Source organism: Aurantimicrobium minutum (assembly GCF_029894165.1).
GTDB classification, from domain to species: Bacteria; Actinomycetota; Actinomycetes; order Actinomycetales; family Microbacteriaceae; genus Aurantimicrobium; species Aurantimicrobium minutum_A.
In genome coordinates this window covers 566,730-584,192 of sequence record NZ_JARXXU010000001.1, presented here as the reverse complement: position 1 = coordinate 584,192, position 17,463 = coordinate 566,730, and the positions used below count along the sequence as shown (strand labels likewise).

The window sequence follows — 17,463 nt, the reverse complement described above, 5'->3', positions numbered from 1 at the left end:
CCACTTTTGCGTTGCATATTCGATCAGCCGAGAAGTTATCGTGCTTCTGGTTTGGTGAAACGAAAATATGCCCAAATGCCGAGCGCGATTGCCGAATAAATGAAATATATGGCAACCCACCAGGCGAATGGCACTGAAATTTCTTTCCACGATTGCGGCAGTGACATAAGGACAAGGCTGTAAATTGACACCCCGACTGCATAGATGAACACCCAGGCAACTTTGCTCCATCGCCAAATGTTGATTCCCTCTAAGAAGCGGAATGGCAAAAGACCAATGGGGAGCGACGCTAAAGCAGCAATGGTCAGAATGGAGAGGAATTCTCCAGCAGCGACGTTCCCGTAAACCGCGATGGAATAGAAATCAACTTCCCCAGCACTGGGGACCAGGTTCCAAGGAATAACGGTCTGCACAGGGCTTACCGCGAGGGAGCTATAAAGTAGCCACGCGCCTACGCCAAGAACAGCTGCATAGATGGCGCCTGCTAGAGCGGCTCCGCCCGCATGTTTCGATTTCACGGGAGTGGTGTTCAGACCATAATCAAGCGCTAACACAGAACCGAAAACCAAAGCTGGCTCTATACCTGTTGCTCGAGCAAAAAACATCGTGACAATCAGAAATAACAGGTAGACCGGACGTGCGGCTACGCGGGGGAAGAATCCTCGCTCGGGCCGCTTCACTACCCAGCCGCGAATAGTTGCTCCACCGTAGTTGAGCAAAATAAATACGCCGAAGAATGAGATAAGGAGACGAACAGATTTCTCATTCCACCCGAAACCGGGGTCGCTAAATCCCGCGATGATCGCACCCAACACGACAATGAGAAATGCGGGGAAACCGTACATCTGACCAAAGAATGTAAATTTGAACTTCTCTTTGGGGAGCGGTTGGGGCAGTTCTGGTGAGGTTGCCTTGAGGTCAACCGATTCACGTTCAGTGAAGAGCGGATCTCCGTATTTCTCTAATCGACGCTCCATTATTTCTCCCCCGTGTTCGAGTCATTCTGCTGAGAATCGGTGTTCATTTTTTCTTGTCTGCGCTTATATCCAGGCATGTACTTTCGTAACAAACTCTCCACGCGTCCGTGATTGGCTTCTAAGCTCGATTCCACAAGCGCTGTGGGCAATGCAATGAGAACAGCAAAGACCGAGGTCACGCCTAACGTAGCTGCTACGGGGCCAGCAAATTTTTGAAAGTTTCCAAAGAAGTTCCAATCAATTGGAGTGAGATCCGAGTAGACCCCCTGGTCAAACCACGTGTCCCGTGTCACTTGTGGCCCCGCAACTACATGCCCGGAATCTGCCATGGGATATTCCACATTGACAGTAATTCGCTCGAAATACCCTTCGGAGTATTCACAACCCATTGATGCTTTGCCCCCACCGTCCCACGTTCGAGATTTGCAGGACATGCCGAATGTGTCGTCGGGATAATACAAATTTTGAATGAATAACGAGTGGGTTCCTGAGCCATAAACGCTGAGCGGCACATGAAAAGTTGTTATCCCGGTTGCCTCGTCCTTCGAAGAGGTGACCTGGGCGTTACTCCACTCTGTATTTTCTTCACACGCTGCAAAAGCCACGTCTATCTCCGCGTCACCTTCAACCCACCATGAATGTGAACCATCCTCATTGTCTTTTCCTTGAGTCGTTGCAGCGTTGTTGAAGGCGTCATAGGTATCAAATCGATTTACGTAGCTTTCCTTGGCGTTTGTGTAGCAGCTTCTATAGTTATTTGCCGCCGTCAACGCCTCATTGCCGGAAGTCCATCTGCCGGTTTTCCTCGACCAACTCCCGATATAGCTGCCGGTTCCTTCAACTTGAAAATCCCAGAATTGTGAACCATCTTCAGCTGTTTGAATCGGGACAACAGCACCGTTAGGTGTTACGAACGACCATGTCCCTTCCTCTGCAAATGCCGAAGCGGCAACGGTAAGCGGCAATCCGAGCCCCAGCACGAGAGCCGTAACCCCCATTAGTATTTTTGATTTCCCCATAAGCACACTCTATAGACCAAAAGTCTAGATTTGACACGTGGCTCCCTAAATGTGGAGCAAATCACACCCGATTCACAGAATTTGCCAGTCATTGTAGAACCGTCTGAGCCACCGCTTTTCAGACTGTCCGCACCCTGTGCCATACTCAATTCCACGTTCCAGAGTGATAGCGCCAAGTACCTAGCTTGCTATCCGGCAACCCTCTAACCATTGAGTGGGGTGCCCTAGGGGAAGAACGGATATGTCCGCATCAGCGGACATATAAGTCAATGGAGTGCAGAACTATCTGCCTCCATCACGCCACAAGGAGGCAGCAATGTTCGCACCCGAAAACAGCAGCGCAGGATCCCTCTCCAGGGAACTGCGTCAGCTTAGAGAAGAACTCTGGGGACCCATCCTTCCGCACGAGCGCAGGCTGTGGAGCAACGCTCTGTTGGATAACCCACCCACAGATCTCAACATCAACGGCAAGCTCCAAAACATGCAGCTCTATGACCGTGACGGCATTGTCATGAACAGGCTCTGGGTGGCGGTGGCCAGATACTGGGACGACCGCGGCCTGACCGCCTATGAGTGGCTCTTGCAACGCACCACCCTGGTGGACATTGCGGAATACAAGAGAAACCTGGACAGGAACCAGGAACCAACAGATCCCTGGGATGACTGCACCGAACAGGAACGCAGAGAATGGACCACGGCCACTCTAAGGTTCCCGCCTCAGTTCCTTGGTGCCACCGTCATGGGCTTGCATAACAACCATGCCCGAAAGACGGGCATGACCAACAGTAAGACCTGGATCGACTTGGCTCTCGAGTTCCGAGCTGCGGGCTTCACTCCCGAAGAGTTCGTCGTGCTCAACACCCACGTGAGGAAGTTCCACAAACGAGATCACACCAACACCCTCATCACCACAACGTGGGGTCTGCGCAATATCCAGTACGTCCGGCTGGATGCTCAGCAGTGGACGCACTGGCTAGAGCGTTACCGAGCAGGTGAAGATTCAGTTGAGCTGACCAAGGGACTGCTTGAACCGCATTGGATTAGTACTGCGCCTCAAACAGGCCAGTAACGCTGTTTTGCGCAAGTGCTGTTCGCTGAAGGGATTACTTCCTGGCAGCGAACAGCACCTCAAATGTCAGTGGGTCATGTGAGTCTGGAATTACCGGAGGGCAAGGAGGCCAAAAATGCCTGCACTGGGAACATCGCTTGTCGTGAAAGACGCCAACAACAAAAACCTCTTTTCGAGAGAGCTGTGGTGGTGGAACCCTCGGCCTCTGACCGGGAACCCTCTCTTTACTCGAGTTGATGTCCCTAGTTACACCGACTGGATTGCCAAGCTCACTCTGAAGCAATTCGTTGATCTCAACCGAGAAGAGATCCAAAACTACAGTTTGGATCTCTGGAGACACAAAGAAGACATCGAAGCAATAACTTCTCAGATACGAAGTGGCGCGTGGGATGACGCAGCCATCACCGTGACCCTCTACGAATGGGAATCGGGTTACTCATAACTATTCATCCCATGAAGGAGGGGAACAATGACTGTCTGGTCAGATGAAGAACTGTATGGATTGAAAGACTTCACCTTTGGAGTCAGCACCGGCTGGCGGCCCGTTGGGGAATACAAACTTGTGCGCCGCTTCGAGACACCCTCGATTGTTGCGGACGCTGTTGCCGTTCCCGCCGAATACCGTGATCGAAATGCAAAAACCACGGTCATGTTTGAAATAGATCAGATTTTGCCTGCCATGCTGGCTGCTCAAACCATGATGGAAGAGACAGGTTGGCCCAGTAGGAAGAACAATCCTCAGCAGTATGCAATCTGGAACAAGGCCCGCTCAGCACAGGCCACAATCTTCAAAGGCCTGGTCAAGCAACTCCAACACGAAAGTCCCGAGTTCAGCCTTGTACTTGATGGGGTCGGTGGAACACTCTCGGCTCGGGGAGTGAAAGACCCTCAACTCTGGAGAGAAACCCTCGTCATCCCGATTGAGGTGCAGGGCGCAGTAGTTTCCATGTGGGTCAAGAACATCATCATTCGCAAACGACCTGGGGAACTAGATAAAAGCAACCTGCTCCATCCTTAGCAATACATCAGATACACACAGACCTTGGTCTCACAGATTGCGAGACCACAAATAGAGGGGGAACCCATGGCAACAGAAAAGAAAACAGAAGACGGAGTAATACAGGAAAAATTAGAAGCAATTCATCAAACAAAGAAAACAAAGGAACCCCGAGACAAGCTCAAAATATTAAGGCTTGTGGTACCCGTTGCTCTGGCCTTTATATTCACGTTGATGGCTGTCTACGCTGTTTCCAACACAACTGACAGCATCAAATCACACAACTATTCTGGCTCTGAAGCGGCTACGAATGTTCAAGAAGACTTTGTGTTAAACGAAGCGGGCTCAGACACCGTTTACCAGCAACAAGTCACTGCTCAATGGGCAATCAAAGACATGGTGAAGGTTGTCGCTGACCAAACAGAAGCTCTGTCGCAAATGTCCCAAGACCTCATCAAAGCTCAGAACACGATGCTTACAGTGTTGGGCTTGATGACTGGGCTGCTTTTCATCATCGTGGGCCTGATGGCAAGCCTGGGTGGCAGGTTGATCTACCTAGCTAGGAAGAAGTAACGAGTTATTCAAACAGTTGTGCCTCCTGCATTGAAAGTTGCAGGAGGCACAACTACTTAAAGCTCTCAGGGATAGGTCAGAGGTTTGAATGTCAGTGGGTCTCCGTAGGTTGATGTCACAACATCAACCGGAGGGGAATCCACATGAATATTCGTCACATCAACACCGCTAATCGCGAACTGCACCTGATCGATATCGAAAACGAGCTAGGCACAGGGCAGGTTAAAGCAGCAGACATTGCTCGCTTTCGCACCTTCTACCTAAAAGCAAATAATGTACCTGCAGATGCACACATCGTTGTCGCTTCAAGTAGTTCTCAGAACCTACTTGAGTCAGCGTTCGGCTGGCCAGGGGCTCGCACCGTGTGGTTGCCAGGTCACGACGGTGCGGACCGTGCACTTCTCGAAATTGCCTACGAAGAGAATGTTGAAAAGCGCTATGACAAAGTTGTGTTCGCTTCCGGGGACCACATATTTGCCGAAGCAGCTGAAGCACTCCAAAACTTGGGTGTGAAGGTCAGGGTCTTTGCCCGCGCTGTTTTCGTCAGTGCCGTTCTTCAATCAGCATGTAAAGATACAGCGCTATACACAGGAAAAGACTTTAGTCTGGCAGCTTAGCCCAGCAAATAGTCTCAAAACTCTACTTGTTCTTAATATTTGTCAAAATGGAGAAGCCGCCGAAACACTCTGTGGAATCAGGCTGCGGTGCTGGCGCAGCTTGAAAAACAACAAAAATGAATCAAGGAATCAATTTGAAAACTTCTTGTTCTTTTCGAAATGTAGTTCTTCAACTTCGTGCATGATGAATGTATGCAGAGTGTGTATGTCCAGCAAATTGTTCTCAACCCATGGGCTCCAAAAAATCAGACTTGTTTCGAACCAATCATTTCTGAGTTGAGTTCAATCTTTGAAAATATGAGTTTGCCTGAGCTATTGGGAAACAGGACAAGAGGAATTCAAAAAGCTCTTGAGGACGGACGCTTAAGCAAAACAAGAATTTCCTGGGGAAAAGTTGCCACAGTCAGCCCAAGCACGGGAGTAAGCCAAAAATCCATTTTGAAATTGGACGGAATGGGATCATGCAGTTGTGGCAAGCACGTTATTTCAATTGTTCTTTGTCTCAATAACAGAGAAGCCATTGGAACTAATTTGTTGAAGGTTGAACTTGCAAATAACTTTTTCTCAACAAATTCTGCGGCGCAAGAAACTACCGGAGTAATGGTTTGCTTGTCCCGTGAAACCCTTAATTTAGGGGGCTGGGACAAAGCGTATGCAGATGCTTCAGAATATGCTGAATCATTTCGAGGTGCATACTTTCAGTTGGTTAAGAACCCACTTGTTGTCCTAGAGCTTCACTCGCCTTGAGCTTCAAGGTTTGCGGCAGATGTTGAAGCGGCAGCAAACATTCGAATTAGATCGAGCCTGAAATCTCCACCCTCTTTTGCTTTCTGCGCAAGGAGCATTAATCCTCCTGCTGCGTATTGCTCGGCGATATCAAAAACATCATCATCATTTAGCAAAACACTTGAATCCTTTGTTTCGCGAAGTGCTACTGCTCTCATCATTGCAAATTGGTCTTTTTTCAAGTCTGCTACGCGCATCGAATCGGATTTCCTGGGGGGAACATCTCTCTTCACGCCAGAATCAAAGCCCACAGCAAGACAAATCATGAATGTCTCAGGGTTGCCTGGACGGCCGCCTTCTTTGAATCTAAGGAAATCTCTTAAATCGTCTACGAAAGGTCGAAACTCAGGATCCCAGGAAAATGCCGAACGTTTAGATGTGATTTCCATTATTTGATTTTTCCTGCCTTGTAATCTTTCCAAGCGCCAATTTCATACCAGACAGGGTCTATTCCGATACCAGAAATTGATTTTTTCGATTCAACTTCCCATGCAAGGTAAGTCTCCAAAGGGCTCGCTTCAATGAAATTCTTCCTGGTGTACGGAGTGTATTCCTCATCGTGCATCAGAAAAATCACTTGTCTGTTACTGACAGAAATTTCTTTCTCAACAAGTTGAACAAGTGATTTTGAAAGTTCCTCACGATGGTAAGCGTCAAGCCGGCCAAATGGAGTATCAACTACGAGAGGAAAACCTAAATCCATAACTTCTCTAAGCGCAATGGCGAATATGTAGGCCTTCATCATTTCTTGACCTTCTGACAAACCAGCAATTAATCCATTGGAGTCAAGGGTTTGAACCTCAAAGTTTGCAGTAATTTCTGTTCTAAATTCCTTAGAAATAATTGTTGAAATTTTATCGTTCATTACATTCTCGAGTCGCTCACGCACCATTGCGAGAGCAATACTGTGAATCTTTCTCGCCGCTGTAGCGAGCTCTAGTGAGAATGCAGCTTCATCTTGAAGTTCTCTAACACCACCTTCACCAACTGATGCCTTTTCGAATTCCCTGTACAGCCTCTCGACTGCAGGGCTTTGACGCTCTATTTGAGCTTTGAGCCCTCCCAAGTCTCTTTGAAGATCATCAATTGAACTTTCAAGTAGGTTCTGCTTGCGAGCCAAGTCGCCAGCAGCAAGGAGCTCTGAATTGGTGGCTACACCGCTCAGTTCGTTTTGTTCTTTCTTCAGGCGTTCATACTCTCCTGCAAGTTGTTTGATTTTGTCATTTCGAACTTGAATTAGAGCTCGTCCTTCTGGAATTGCTGCCCTTAAAGACTCAATTTCTCTAGAAGTCTCTGCAAGTATTTTGCCTATCTGGCTAGCTGTTGTTGAGTCGCTAATTAACTGACTCAAGCATTTTTCTTCTGAAGAACCTTCCTTGAAGTGAGTTCCACATATACAAGTCCCGCTAACTAATAGGGTCTTTACCTCAGATGGCTCGAATTTCGGAGGTACTTGAATTCCTGCAGCCTTTGCTCGTTCATACTCTTCATCAACTGAGTTGAAGGATTTATGGAAAAGGGCAACCAATCCTCTTCTTAGAGCTTCTTTACCAAATTCTTCGGTGGCAATTTGTCTGTTTGCTTGAGTCTCCTCAATTAATTTCAATAATTCCTGAGCCCGCTTCGCTTGATCAAGTGTTAGCTCACTATTTTTTCTGGCATCCATTATGACTCGATGCTCTTCTTTGGCTTGAACAAGTTCTGCTTCTTTTACGTCACGCTCAGTAACCAACAGATTTAAGAGTTTTGACTCTCTAGAGTATTTTTCTTCAGCAAGTTGTGCTTTGCTACCAGCCAATTTGGCAATTTTGGAATTTAAAGTGCCGTGTATTCCGTCAAGTTTGTTAGCTATAGATTCGAAAAGATCAACACCAGCAATTTCGCGAACGGAGTCTGCAACTGCGGTTTGGACTTTGACATCAAAGAAATTCTTCATTAGTTCGCCATCAAATAAGAAGAAATTCTTCAGCCTGACGGGGAAATGTTTTTCTAGCCAGACTGCAGGAAAAACCTCTGGAGTCGTAAGAAATCCAGAAGAATCCCGGCTTTTCACTGAGAGATCGACCTCGCCTAATGGCCTTGCGGTGTTTGAATCAATAACTTCGAAAAGTTGGCTCCTTCTAACACTTGCAGTGGATTCACCATCGTCAAGTAAGAGATCCATCTCAACTTCTACTGGAAAAGTACTACCCACTTTTGAATTGGCGATTTTCCAGGTAGAAACAAAGGATTTAGGTGGGTTTTCCCCGAGTAGACACCATTTGAGGGCCCAGAGTAGTGATGTTTTGCCGCGACCGTTTCTTCCATTCACGAATGCGAAGTTCCCACTAGGCTCGCTGAAATCGAACGATACGTCGGCAAGGATTCCGAAGTTATGGATATCAAGCTTCTGAATCTTCACGAGCTGCCCCTTCTGACGAATACTTCGCGACAAGCTTAGAAAACTCCGAAATACCAGATCCTGAAACTTCTAATTGGATTGCGGTTAGGAGTGCCTCTTTTACATGTTGCGGGAATTCTGATTCCTCAACAAATTCAGTTAACCTTTTTGCCTTGCCAATCATTCTTCTCCCCTTAAGAAAGCAGTTTCATCAAGAACCTGTAATTCGTTTATCGCGTCTTTTGCGAACTCTTCTATTCGTTTTAGCTCAACATCTCTAATTGACTTAATGAGTTCATCGTTATCGTTTGGTAAAACACAGATGTCAAAGATTTGAGCGAGCTGCTTACCTGGAAAGGTCCTCATCAAACGCCCCCGCCTTTGAATAAATTCTTTTGCATTACCAGAACTTGCAAGAATGATTCCAACTCTTGCAGAAGGAATATCTACCCCTTCGTCGAGGCAATCTATAGCCAAAAGCACGTCAAGATTTCCTTTGGCAAAATTGTCAATTATGTGCTGGCGTTCAGAGATATTTCCATATTTGGCTGATTTACTAGCGCTCTCCCGGCCAGTAATTCGTTGAGCATCAATCCCTAATTCACTCAATACTTCACCAGCACTCTCCATCTGGTTAAAATCTGAGCAATAGATCAAACACTGAGTAAGGTTCCCCGAAAATTGCAGAAGGACTTCTCTTAGAGCTGGAATCTTCGCCGAAGCGGACTTACTAATGTTCGACCGTTTGATGAGCAAAGCTTCGAGTTGATCTGAGTCAATTCTTTTCGATTCGGAGCTACCCATAATCGAAGCAATCTTTTTTGAAAGGAGTCGGTACTCGGTCATTTCATCTTCTGAAAGAGAAACAAATCTAGGGTGATACTCGTAGGGGGTGAGAATTGCTTCTCCTGCTGGTGTTTTATAGGCAAGTGCACGGGTGATATCGAAACTATAGGCTGTCTCTCCAAAGTAGCGATAAAGAACTCCTGTCCCTTCTTCGTCAAAATATCTTTCTGGAGTCGCACTTAGCCCTAATCTAAAATCAGCAAAGGGAAGAAGCGCTGCCTGGAATGCAGTGGCACCGAGCCAGTGAACCTCGTCTCCGACTAATAAAGTGTGATTAAAGCTTGATGAAAGTTCTTCAATTCTTGATACAAAATCTGGCTTAGAAGCGGTGTTTTTCACCACTACTAGCGTTAGATTTTCGAATCTTCCCATGTCGGCATCAAGCAGTAACTCAGAGAATTCCGACTTCCAATCCCCTTCGATTAACCTTGCGCCAATTTCTGCGAGTTCAGTTACCCATTGATCGCCAATATGTTTGTAAGGCACAACCACAAGAGTGAGAATTTTCCCGAGCTCATAACAGCTTTGAATACAGTGTTTTGCTGTTCGGGTTTTACCTGTACCGGTTGCCATCTCGAGGAAACCTCTGCGACCAAGTCGCTTCCATGACTCAACTGCTTCAAGTTGATATGGCCTTAATCCACCGGGTAAGGATGTTGGATCAACATTTGCTGACAAGCTTGTGGGGAAGTCCTCCGGGGCAAAGGCACTTACAATTTTGTCTTTGACGGCACTCGGTAAATCGATACATGCCCACCCACCAAGATTCTCGTTATTCCAATAGTTCTCGAATCTTCTGATTTTCGGAGCTACATAGCCTGCTTGGCCTTCAACCCATTCCCGATATATATCGATGTTTTCTATATTTCGGTTCCAAGCACTTTCCGTTTCGTTGACGGAACCCGAAAATGCAATTTTTTGCCCGAATTCGTCAGTCAATATTCCGAATTTAGGGTGAAATTTGTCTATCTCTGCTGGGGATAAAGCAGTTAAGTCAGCTCCAATCGGAACAATAATTTTTATTTCTAATAGTCCTTCGCGGAGCATCCAACACATTGCTGCGACATGATCTTTAGCAATGGCGCCAGCGACATCTCCTAAATGAGAGTATGAATCTTCAAATTCTGAAAAGAGCTTCGATGCAAACTCATCATCAGCAAAATAATCTTGCAAGTTTTTCGTATCGCTTGGAGTAAACGCATGGCTCGTTACTAGGCGAATTTTCCCGCGTTTTTCAACGATTCCAGCTATTCCCCTAGCAACGCTCGCAAATACTCGCGAGGAAAAATATCCCGCAGCACGGTCATATTGGACTGCTTCTCGAAGTACGGGGCTATAAAAATTTTCAACCACATCGACCCCGGCAACCCCAGGATCGTATGTTTGGTCAAACTCTAGAAATTCAAAACCACTTTGTTTCGACATTCTCACCCCCTCTGGTAATTCTAAATGCTGTATTGAATATAAATACACACCACTGACATCAAGACTTCCTCGGCGCGGATCTCATGTTTTCTTCTCGGATCAAGTACGTTTGAAGAACACATCTAAAGGAATAACTTTTGAGCGATTACATCGAGCCACAGAACCCGATTGGGACTGTTAGCGAACTATTTGCGGGCGTTGGTGGTTTTCGTATCGGTCTTTCACGCAGCGGATGGAAGACTTCCTTCTCGAACCAGTGGGAACCCTCGACTAAGACTCAACATGCATCCTCGGTCTACTCAGCGCGGTTTGGTGATGAAGGTCACACAAACGAAGACATCGCTGTTGTTCTTGACGAGTACATTTCAGGCAAACGAGTAATTCCTAAGACGACTATGGTTGTTGGCGGATTCCCTTGCCAGGACTATTCGGTGGCAAAGACCCTTTCCAGCTCAGCTGGACTAAAAGGTAAAAAGGGAGTTTTGTGGTGGGAGATTCTGAGACTTGTCGAAGCTAATCGACCACCTATCGTCTTCTTAGAAAACGTTGACCGGCTCCTCAAGTCGCCCGCAAGCCAAAGAGGACGCGACTTCGCAATCATGCTCGCTTCAATGAGTGACGCAGGTTATTTTGTTGAATGGCGCGTAATTAATGCAGCTGAGTATGGCTTCCCACAGCGCCGTAAACGTGTTTTCATCGTCGCCAAGGACGTCTCTGTTTTCGGGAGACCGCAAATATCTGAGCCAGCAACTTTCTTAGATAGCGAAAGCACAATTGCAAAAGCTCTTCCTGTGAAATCAATTCCAACAGGTTCACTTGTTTCCGAATTTCAGCTCGAGGGGGACCTTTCAGAGCTAACTGCAAACTTCGACTTGGGCGGAAAGTTCAGTCCATTCAAGAAATGCGGCTACATGGTTAACCGGCACGTATTTACTTCGGATGTGTCCGCCGCAGAACAGAACTTGGGCTCACTCGGAAGTGTTCTGCTACCCGATGAAGAAGTTCCTTCCGAATATTTTGTTTCAGAAGAACAACTCCCTAATTGGAAATACCTCAAGGGTGCAAAGCGCGAAGAGCGCACTCACAAAGCCAGTGGGACAAAATACTTCTACGCTGAAGGATCTATGGCTTTCCCTGATCTGCAAAGCAACCCTTCCAGGACCATTCTCACAGGTGAAGGTGGCTCCTCCGCTTCTCGTTTCAAGCACATCATTCAAACCAAAGACGGCAGATTCCGTCGTCTTGTTCCTATAGAACTCGAACGCCTCAACGGGTTCCCGGATAACTGGACGTCAACCGGAAATAACGGTGAAATAATTTCTGACGTAAAGCGCGCATTCTTTATGGGAAACGCTCTTGTGGTTGGAGTTGTGGAACGTATTGGGAAACAACTCGCAGACGACTGGTCTCTGGTTAACGTTTAGAACTTCTGAATTGACCCAGTCGTTCGGCGATTAGTTGTTGTGTGCTGAATTTTGAATGACTCTGGGGGCAATAAGCCAACAATCACCATCGGAACGTTTAGGACTCCTTGTAACGGCTTGAGGTAATGTACGTAGTCTTCGAAAGTACCTATTGCATTATCAAAACCCCCGGCAATTTGAAGCTCACGAGTTGCCGTAATTATGACCCCGACTTCAGTCTGAATTGCCTTTTGAACATGGTTTAGCTGACTAGCCAACACTGGCTTGATAAGGTTCCAGGCAACCGATCCACCGTGGTTAAAACCAACCTCGATAGAGACATCATCTTTAGCGAAGTCAAGCCTCCAGCGAGAAGTCTGGTACTCACTCTCACCGAAAATATAACTCTCAGGGTGCCAACCGAATTCGATGAATTCTTTCTTAAGTAATGCATTTATTGCATGTGAGAGCGATTTTTGTCCACCCGAAAAATTGTTCTCAAAATATTCAATGATGTCTGTATCGCTGACGTTTGAAATTGCTGCTTCAACTTCATCCCACTGGTGCTGATAACGAGGCGATGTGTTGAAAAGCTCAACACCTTGTTTATGTGAGAAAGTTACAAATTTCATCAATAACCAATAATCGTTATGGACGCTAAAGGTAGCGTAAGTCGACCCGAAGCATACAAAGTTTCAAAAAAATTCACTACCTTTGCAAAATCTCCACTGCCTCTGTAATCGTTTCTAACGGAAACAACCAAGTGCTCAGCGTTTTGCATCATGCATGCTTGAAATAAGTCTTTTAGGAATTGGTAATTTGTAACCCCACGTCCTGCTTCAACTTCCAAGACTATTTTTTCGCCGGGGTGATAGCCGTCTGCTTCAAAGGATTTCTCCACTTTTCCATTTAGTCCAAATAAAACCGGCAACTTTATCTTGCCTTCGGAAGTTTTATCTTTCTCAATTTGGAAACCAATTGACTCCAAGTCCGTCCGCAATTCTCGAAGCACTCCATCTGAGGGCAACTGGTTTGATTCCGAACTAATGCTTTTATCGTTCTTCTCAAAAGCCTTCACAACAGCAACAACAGTTGGGGTAGTTTGTGCAGATTTTGGGAAGGTATGCCAATTAATCAAATTTCACCTTTGTTATACGAAAAGTATCTTTTGAGCATGACTTTCAAGTTGTAATCACAAACATACACAAATGTCCCCTTGATCCCACGAGTCAATAGAACCCGATAAATATTGACTACGTAGTTGAGAAGATCTTCATCTGAGTACTCGATACCGAGCCTGGGGTTGTTTTCTTTGCCCTTCTTATCGTGATAATTCTCACGATGAAAGACGACTTTCTTGGTTATTGGGTCATATCCGAGGTCTGGCCCAATTATGACTCCCGCGTAATTCAGGTCATAGCCCTGAACCGTGTGGATTGAACCAACCTCTTCGAGTGAGGTTGGAGAGTTGATCCAGTCAGTTGCCGTTCTGTTCCAGGTGAGACCGTCGTCCCCGATCTGGATGTCCACGGCACTCGGGTCGTTCTTGCTCGCCCACGGCCAGGCATAGCCAGCAATCATTCGAGAAAGACCTACTTCTTTGTCTTTCTCGAAGATTGCTTGGCGCATCTCTGCAATGTCGTCAAAGAAACGCAGTTCATAGTTTCCGAAGACTTCCGGACCTTGTTGTGTTCCGGCAAACACCCGGCCAATGAACTCGATGTAGTCCGTGCCTCCCGCCACGCGCATCTGGGAGACCAGACGGAAGAAACTGTTTGCGTTTCGGGCTTGTTCCACAAGGGCCTTTGTGACCTCTGCAGGGAGGTCTGCAGGCTTCACGCTTTGTGCTGAGTCCAACAAGTAGAGCTGGTGAGTGCTCTTGGCCTTGATCCAATCAAGTTGTGTCCACGACAAGTCATCATTACCGAACAAAGCGGTGTTGATATCGGTGAACTTCTTGTTTTGCGCAGCAGAAGGCTGGTTGGATCGCTGCCCTAGTCGGTGTGACTCATCAACGATAAGAAGGTCGAAGTGCTCCTTCGAAGCACCAGCATCAAAAGGACTGAGCACCATCGACTTCGAGAGCCCAGGTGTCTTGGCAAAGACCTTCTCAATGGACTTCCGCAATGACTGTTGCGGAATCACCAACCCGATGGTGAAGTCTGTGAGCTGTTCACGGTAACCCTGTTGGAAGAAGTCAGAGAACATGGAGTCACTGTCCAGCTGCACATCAGGCTGACTTTTCGCAATGTCGACCAAGAGCTTCATGAGATAGACGGCAACGATTGTCTTACCTGTGCCGGGGTCTCCCTGGATGACGATGGGGGTATCTGTCTTGTTCTCGAGATCATCAAAGAGTTTCTCAAGCACACCTTCAATGGCAACAGATTGATCTGTATTGAGAGCCTTGAATGGTGAGAACTTGAAGAGGTCGCTGTTGACAATGTCAGGGATGCTTCGCGTGAAGACCCCTTCTTGCAGTAGTTCCTCAAAGAGCTCGTTGAACGTTTCTCGGTATTTATCCCGGTCGTAATAGTCGGCATCTGTGATGCCGTGGTTCCCGTTCAGAACCTTGTATTTGCTGTCAGCAGCGAGATAGCGAATCAGCTGTGACTCGAGGTCTAAACAAACAGACTTATTGAATCGGTCATCGAGGATGACCATAATCTTCTTGAGGTGCTGTCGTTGTTCAACAGCAAGGTGTTGAAACATGCGGTTGGCCACATTGGTGGATTCACCAATGTAAATCTCATCGGTGTCTTCGATTGTGTAAACAACGGGCCAGTTCTTGTGGCGTGTGTCGGCTTCAGCCCACACGCCGACAGCGTCCTTGTTGAAAGGTAGTCGCTCGATGTTAAAGCTGGTCATATTTATCGCTGCGCCCCCGCGCTTTCTCAACAGGGTATTTCTGTCGAGTTTTAGCCAGCTTTTCTAGGACTATTTCATAGGGGTCCATACCCAGTTTGTCTGCCAAAAGTAGGCAGTAGGTCAACACATCAGCCAATTCATCTTGAACATTTTCAAGGTTGGCTGGGTTTCCCCACTGATAATTCTCCAGAAGTTCAGCAGCTTCAATGCTCACGCTTTTCGCGAGATTCTCTGGAGTGTGGAACTGACCCCAATCACGCTCGAGAACAAACTCACGCAGAGCTTGAATCACATCGCGTTGTTCCATATTCCAAACTTAGCGCAGAACAATCACAGGCCGTCTGATGCACAGGAAAGCCAAAAACACATGGTTTAAAAACAAAAGCCTAGGAAAACCCAGGCGTTTGTGTTCGGGAAACTATTCCCACTCAATAGTCCCTGGTGGCTTGCTGGTGACATCCAGCACGACGCGGTTCACGCCGGCAACCTCATTGGTAATGCGGTTAGAGATCTTGGCCAGCAGGTCGTAGGGCAGACGCGTCCAGTCGGCGGTCATGGCGTCTTCGGACGAGACGGGGCGCAGGACGATGGGGTGACCGTAGGTGCGACCGTCTCCCATGACACCGACGGAGCGGACGTCTGCCAACAGAACGACAGGGCACTGCCAGATCTCGTCGTCGAGGCCCGCTGCGGTGAGCTCGTGACGCACGATGGCGTCTGCTTCACGCAAGAGATCCAGACGTTCCTGAGTGATTTCACCGACGATACGAATACCGAGACCGGGTCCGGGGAAGGGCTGGCGTCCCACGATTTCGTGGGGCAGACCCAGCTCACGGCCAATGGCACGGACTTCGTCCTTGAACAGGGCACGTAATGGCTCGACCAGTTCGAACTGGAGGTCTTCAGGAAGACCACCCACGTTGTGGTGGCTCTTGATGTTGGCCGTGCCAGTGCCGCCACCGGATTCGACCACGTCAGGGTAGAGGGTTCCTTGAACCAAGAACTTGATGGGTTCCCCATCAGCAGCAGCTTCGGCCATGAGGTCGCGTTCTGCTTGTTCGAAGGTGCGAATGAATTCGCGGCCAATAATCTTGCGCTTGGTCTCGGGGTCGCTGACCCCGGCCAGGGCGTTCAAGAACTGCTCGCGCACGTCGACGGTGACGAGGCGAATGCCGGTGGCCTTGACATAGTCTTCTTCGACCTGACGGCGTTCGTCCTGGCGGAGCAAACCGTGGTCAACAAAGACACAGACCAGTTGGTCACCGACAGCCTTGTGAACTATGGCGGCAGCTACGGCGGAGTCCACGCCACCGGAGAGTCCACAGATCACACGACCCCTGCCGACCTGGGCACGGATAGCAGCGACCTGGGTCTCGATGACGCTCTCGCTGTTCCAGTCCGCGGGGAGGCCAGCGCATTTGTGCAGGAAGTTCTCAAGCAGGTCCTGACCGCACTCAGAGTGCTTGACCTCGGGGTGCCACTGCACGCCGTAGAGGTGACGTTCGTCGTTCGCAAAGGCGGCCACGGGGGTGGCCTCGGTGGAGGCGACGACGGTGAAACCGGCGGGGGCGGTGGCGACCTGGTCGCCATGGCTCATCCAGACGGTTTGGGCTTGAGGCTGACCGCCCACGAGGGCGTGATCAGCCTGGATGGTCATGTCGGTGGCGCCATACTCACGGCCACCGGTCTGGGCGACGGTGCCACCCAAGGCTTGGGCCATGACCTGGAAACCGTAGCAAATGCCGAAGACAGGAATACCCAGTTCGAGAATGGCGGGGTCCAGGGTGGGAGAGCCCGGTTCATAGACGCTAGAGGGTCCACCGGAGAGCACGATACCCACAGGGTTCTTGGCAGAGACCTCAGCTGCGCTGATGGAGTGAGGAACAATCTCGGAGTAGACACCTGCTTCGCGAACTCGGCGGGCAATGAGTTGTGCGTACTGGGCGCCGAAGTCAACGACGAGTACGGGCTGGGGCTGCGTCACGCGGCCTCTCCTTTTACTGGGTCGGTCGGGGTTTTCTGCTGCGCAAGAAAAGCCACCACCTGCTTTGCATAAATGCTTTCAACGATGAAGGACAGCACGGGGATAATGCCACCGAGGGCAATGATGAGCAGTTTGCTGAACGGCCAGCGCATCATGGACCACAGGCGGAAACCGGCCAGTAAATACAGCACATACAACCAGCCGTGGATAACCAGGATGCCAATCGAGAGATTGACGGCCGTCACGGTGTCATTGGGCACGAGGGCTAGGAATCCTTGGGGGCCAAAGGCTTCGATTTCGTAGCCGGGCTCGAGGAAGATGAAGTCACCCGTGTTGGGGTCTGTCATGCCGGCAGGAAGCACAAAAGTATTGGTCGAAGAGTCGATCATGTACTTCAGAATCATCTCTGCAACCAGCAGCAGCAGGAATGTTCCGGTGATGTACGCCATCACTTTGTAGAACTTCAGAGCCCCCGGAATTTTTGGGATGGATTCGGCGCGAGGGGCAACAGGCATAGCT

Annotated in this window: 19 protein-coding genes and 1 riboswitch; of the genes, 7 read left to right on the top strand and 12 right to left on the bottom strand. The window is 48.4% G+C overall.

Going from position 1 to position 17,463, the window contains the following annotated elements:
- Positions 1 to 35: 35 nt before the first annotated feature.
- The gene (locus M2119_RS03115; RefSeq protein WP_280803501.1) at positions 36 to 977 is read right to left on the bottom strand and encodes a hypothetical protein; all 942 of its coding nucleotides are present in this window, start codon (positions 975 to 977) and stop codon (positions 36 to 38) included.
- Positions 977 to 1,996: a hypothetical protein gene (locus tag M2119_RS03110; RefSeq protein ID WP_280803500.1), complete on the bottom strand. Its 1,020-nt coding sequence runs from the start codon at positions 1,994 to 1,996 to the stop codon at positions 977 to 979. Before M2119_RS03110 ends, M2119_RS03115 begins: the two co-directional genes overlap by 1 nt.
- Positions 1,997 to 2,151: 155 nt before the next feature.
- Positions 2,152 to 2,270: riboswitch (SAM riboswitch) on the top strand.
- Positions 2,271 to 2,312: 42 nt separating this feature from the next.
- On the opposite strand from M2119_RS03110, the gene M2119_RS03105 reads away from it, so the two are divergent.
- From M2119_RS03105 to M2119_RS03080, 6 genes are all read left to right on the top strand, one after another.
- The gene (locus M2119_RS03105; RefSeq protein WP_280803499.1) at positions 2,313 to 3,065 is read left to right on the top strand and encodes a hypothetical protein; all 753 of its coding nucleotides are present in this window, start codon (positions 2,313 to 2,315) and stop codon (positions 3,063 to 3,065) included.
- Positions 3,066 to 3,180: 115 nt separating this feature from the next.
- Positions 3,181 to 3,507 carry a hypothetical protein gene (locus M2119_RS03100; RefSeq protein WP_280803498.1) on the top strand — a complete coding sequence of 109 codons (327 nt, stop codon included), beginning with the start codon at positions 3,181 to 3,183 and terminating at the stop codon, positions 3,505 to 3,507.
- Between the two features lie 27 nt (positions 3,508 to 3,534).
- Positions 3,535 to 4,083: a hypothetical protein gene (locus M2119_RS03095; protein WP_280803497.1), complete on the top strand. Its 549-nt coding sequence runs from the start codon at positions 3,535 to 3,537 to the stop codon at positions 4,081 to 4,083.
- 66 nt (positions 4,084 to 4,149) lie between these two features.
- Positions 4,150 to 4,635, top strand: coding sequence for a hypothetical protein (locus tag M2119_RS03090; RefSeq protein WP_280803496.1), 486 nt, complete (start codon positions 4,150 to 4,152; stop codon positions 4,633 to 4,635).
- A gap of 143 nt (positions 4,636 to 4,778) precedes the next feature.
- On the top strand, positions 4,779 to 5,252 hold the full coding sequence (locus tag M2119_RS03085; RefSeq protein WP_280803495.1) for an NYN domain-containing protein: 474 nt from the start codon (positions 4,779 to 4,781) through the stop codon (positions 5,250 to 5,252).
- Between the two features lie 192 nt (positions 5,253 to 5,444).
- Positions 5,445 to 5,999 carry a hypothetical protein gene (locus M2119_RS03080; RefSeq protein WP_280803494.1) on the top strand — a complete coding sequence of 185 codons (555 nt, stop codon included), beginning with the start codon at positions 5,445 to 5,447 and terminating at the stop codon, positions 5,997 to 5,999.
- Here the strand turns inward: M2119_RS03080 and M2119_RS03075 are convergent.
- Genes M2119_RS03075 through M2119_RS03060 form a run of 4 tightly spaced genes read right to left on the bottom strand, consistent with a single transcriptional unit; the run spans position 5,987 to position 10,689 of the window.
- Positions 5,987 to 6,427, bottom strand: a complete 441-nt coding sequence (locus M2119_RS03075) for a hypothetical protein (protein ID WP_280803493.1) — start codon at positions 6,425 to 6,427, stop codon at positions 5,987 to 5,989. The genes M2119_RS03080 and M2119_RS03075 overlap by 13 nt on opposite strands.
- Positions 6,427 to 8,439: an AAA family ATPase gene (locus M2119_RS03070; RefSeq protein ID WP_280803492.1), complete on the bottom strand. Its 2,013-nt coding sequence runs from the start codon at positions 8,437 to 8,439 to the stop codon at positions 6,427 to 6,429. Before M2119_RS03070 ends, M2119_RS03075 begins: the two co-directional genes overlap by 1 nt.
- On the bottom strand, positions 8,420 to 8,602 hold the full coding sequence (locus M2119_RS03065; protein WP_280803491.1) for a hypothetical protein: 183 nt from the start codon (positions 8,600 to 8,602) through the stop codon (positions 8,420 to 8,422). Before M2119_RS03065 ends, M2119_RS03070 begins: the two co-directional genes overlap by 20 nt.
- Complete coding sequence (locus M2119_RS03060) at positions 8,599 to 10,689, bottom strand: DEAD/DEAH box helicase family protein (protein ID WP_280803490.1); 2,091 nt, start codon at positions 10,687 to 10,689, stop codon at positions 8,599 to 8,601. Before M2119_RS03060 ends, M2119_RS03065 begins: the two co-directional genes overlap by 4 nt.
- Before the next feature lie 137 nt (positions 10,690 to 10,826).
- Here M2119_RS03060 and dcm point away from each other — a divergent pair, with 137 nt between their 5' ends.
- Positions 10,827 to 12,113: a DNA (cytosine-5-)-methyltransferase gene (gene dcm / locus M2119_RS03055; RefSeq protein WP_280803489.1), complete on the top strand. Its 1,287-nt coding sequence runs from the start codon at positions 10,827 to 10,829 to the stop codon at positions 12,111 to 12,113.
- On the opposite strand, the gene M2119_RS03050 is transcribed toward dcm, so the two are convergent.
- The 6 genes from M2119_RS03050 to M2119_RS03025 all read right to left on the bottom strand — a co-directional run bounded on the left by M2119_RS03050 (position 12,110) and on the right by M2119_RS03025 (position 17,459).
- A complete protein-coding gene (locus M2119_RS03050; protein WP_280803488.1) occupies positions 12,110 to 12,724 on the bottom strand; it encodes a BglII/BstYI family type II restriction endonuclease in 615 nt (204 codons plus the stop codon). The two genes, dcm and M2119_RS03050, sit on opposite strands and share 4 nt — an antisense overlap.
- Positions 12,724 to 13,230 (bottom strand): hypothetical protein, encoded by a 507-nt coding sequence (locus tag M2119_RS03045; RefSeq protein WP_280803487.1) that lies wholly within the window; start codon positions 13,228 to 13,230, stop codon positions 12,724 to 12,726. Before M2119_RS03045 ends, M2119_RS03050 begins: the two co-directional genes overlap by 1 nt.
- Positions 13,227 to 14,960 carry a DUF2075 domain-containing protein gene (locus M2119_RS03040; protein WP_280803486.1) on the bottom strand — a complete coding sequence of 578 codons (1,734 nt, stop codon included), beginning with the start codon at positions 14,958 to 14,960 and terminating at the stop codon, positions 13,227 to 13,229. Before M2119_RS03040 ends, M2119_RS03045 begins: the two co-directional genes overlap by 4 nt.
- Positions 14,947 to 15,267: a nucleotide pyrophosphohydrolase gene (locus M2119_RS03035; RefSeq protein ID WP_280803485.1), complete on the bottom strand. Its 321-nt coding sequence runs from the start codon at positions 15,265 to 15,267 to the stop codon at positions 14,947 to 14,949. The genes M2119_RS03040 and M2119_RS03035 overlap by 14 nt, the downstream gene beginning before the upstream one ends.
- A gap of 111 nt (positions 15,268 to 15,378) precedes the next feature.
- Positions 15,379 to 16,944, bottom strand: a complete 1,566-nt coding sequence (gene guaA, locus M2119_RS03030; RefSeq protein WP_280803484.1) for a glutamine-hydrolyzing GMP synthase — start codon at positions 16,942 to 16,944, stop codon at positions 15,379 to 15,381.
- A complete protein-coding gene (locus M2119_RS03025) occupies positions 16,941 to 17,459 on the bottom strand; it encodes a DUF3817 domain-containing protein (RefSeq protein WP_280803483.1) in 519 nt (172 codons plus the stop codon). The genes guaA and M2119_RS03025 overlap by 4 nt, the downstream gene beginning before the upstream one ends.
- Positions 17,460 to 17,463: the final 4 nt, after the last annotated feature.

Bases quoted from the DNA above. Each gene is read 5' to 3' on its own strand.
- M2119_RS03115 (WP_280803501.1), bottom strand. From the start codon at position 977: ATGGAGCGTCGATTAGAGAAATACGGAGATCCGCTCTTCACTGAACGT.
- M2119_RS03110 (WP_280803500.1), bottom strand. From the start codon at position 1,996: ATGGGGAAATCAAAAATACTAATGGGGGTTACGGCTCTCGTGCTGGGG.
- M2119_RS03105 (WP_280803499.1), top strand. From the start codon at position 2,313: ATGTTCGCACCCGAAAACAGCAGCGCAGGATCCCTCTCCAGGGAACTG.
- M2119_RS03100 (WP_280803498.1), top strand. From the start codon at position 3,181: ATGCCTGCACTGGGAACATCGCTTGTCGTGAAAGACGCCAACAACAAA.
- M2119_RS03095 (WP_280803497.1), top strand. From the start codon at position 3,535: ATGACTGTCTGGTCAGATGAAGAACTGTATGGATTGAAAGACTTCACC.
- M2119_RS03090 (WP_280803496.1), top strand. From the start codon at position 4,150: ATGGCAACAGAAAAGAAAACAGAAGACGGAGTAATACAGGAAAAATTA.
- M2119_RS03085 (WP_280803495.1), top strand. From the start codon at position 4,779: ATGAATATTCGTCACATCAACACCGCTAATCGCGAACTGCACCTGATC.
- M2119_RS03080 (WP_280803494.1), top strand. From the start codon at position 5,445: ATGCAGAGTGTGTATGTCCAGCAAATTGTTCTCAACCCATGGGCTCCA.
- M2119_RS03075 (WP_280803493.1), bottom strand. From the start codon at position 6,427: ATGGAAATCACATCTAAACGTTCGGCATTTTCCTGGGATCCTGAGTTT.
- M2119_RS03065 (WP_280803491.1), bottom strand. From the start codon at position 8,602: ATGATTGGCAAGGCAAAAAGGTTAACTGAATTTGTTGAGGAATCAGAA.
- M2119_RS03060 (WP_280803490.1), bottom strand. From the start codon at position 10,689: ATGTCGAAACAAAGTGGTTTTGAATTTCTAGAGTTTGACCAAACATAC.
- M2119_RS03050 (WP_280803488.1), bottom strand. From the start codon at position 12,724: ATGAAATTTGTAACTTTCTCACATAAACAAGGTGTTGAGCTTTTCAAC.
- M2119_RS03040 (WP_280803486.1), bottom strand. From the start codon at position 14,960: ATGACCAGCTTTAACATCGAGCGACTACCTTTCAACAAGGACGCTGTC.
- M2119_RS03035 (WP_280803485.1), bottom strand. From the start codon at position 15,267: ATGGAACAACGCGATGTGATTCAAGCTCTGCGTGAGTTTGTTCTCGAG.
- M2119_RS03025 (WP_280803483.1), bottom strand. From the start codon at position 17,459: ATGCCTGTTGCCCCTCGCGCCGAATCCATCCCAAAAATTCCGGGGGCT.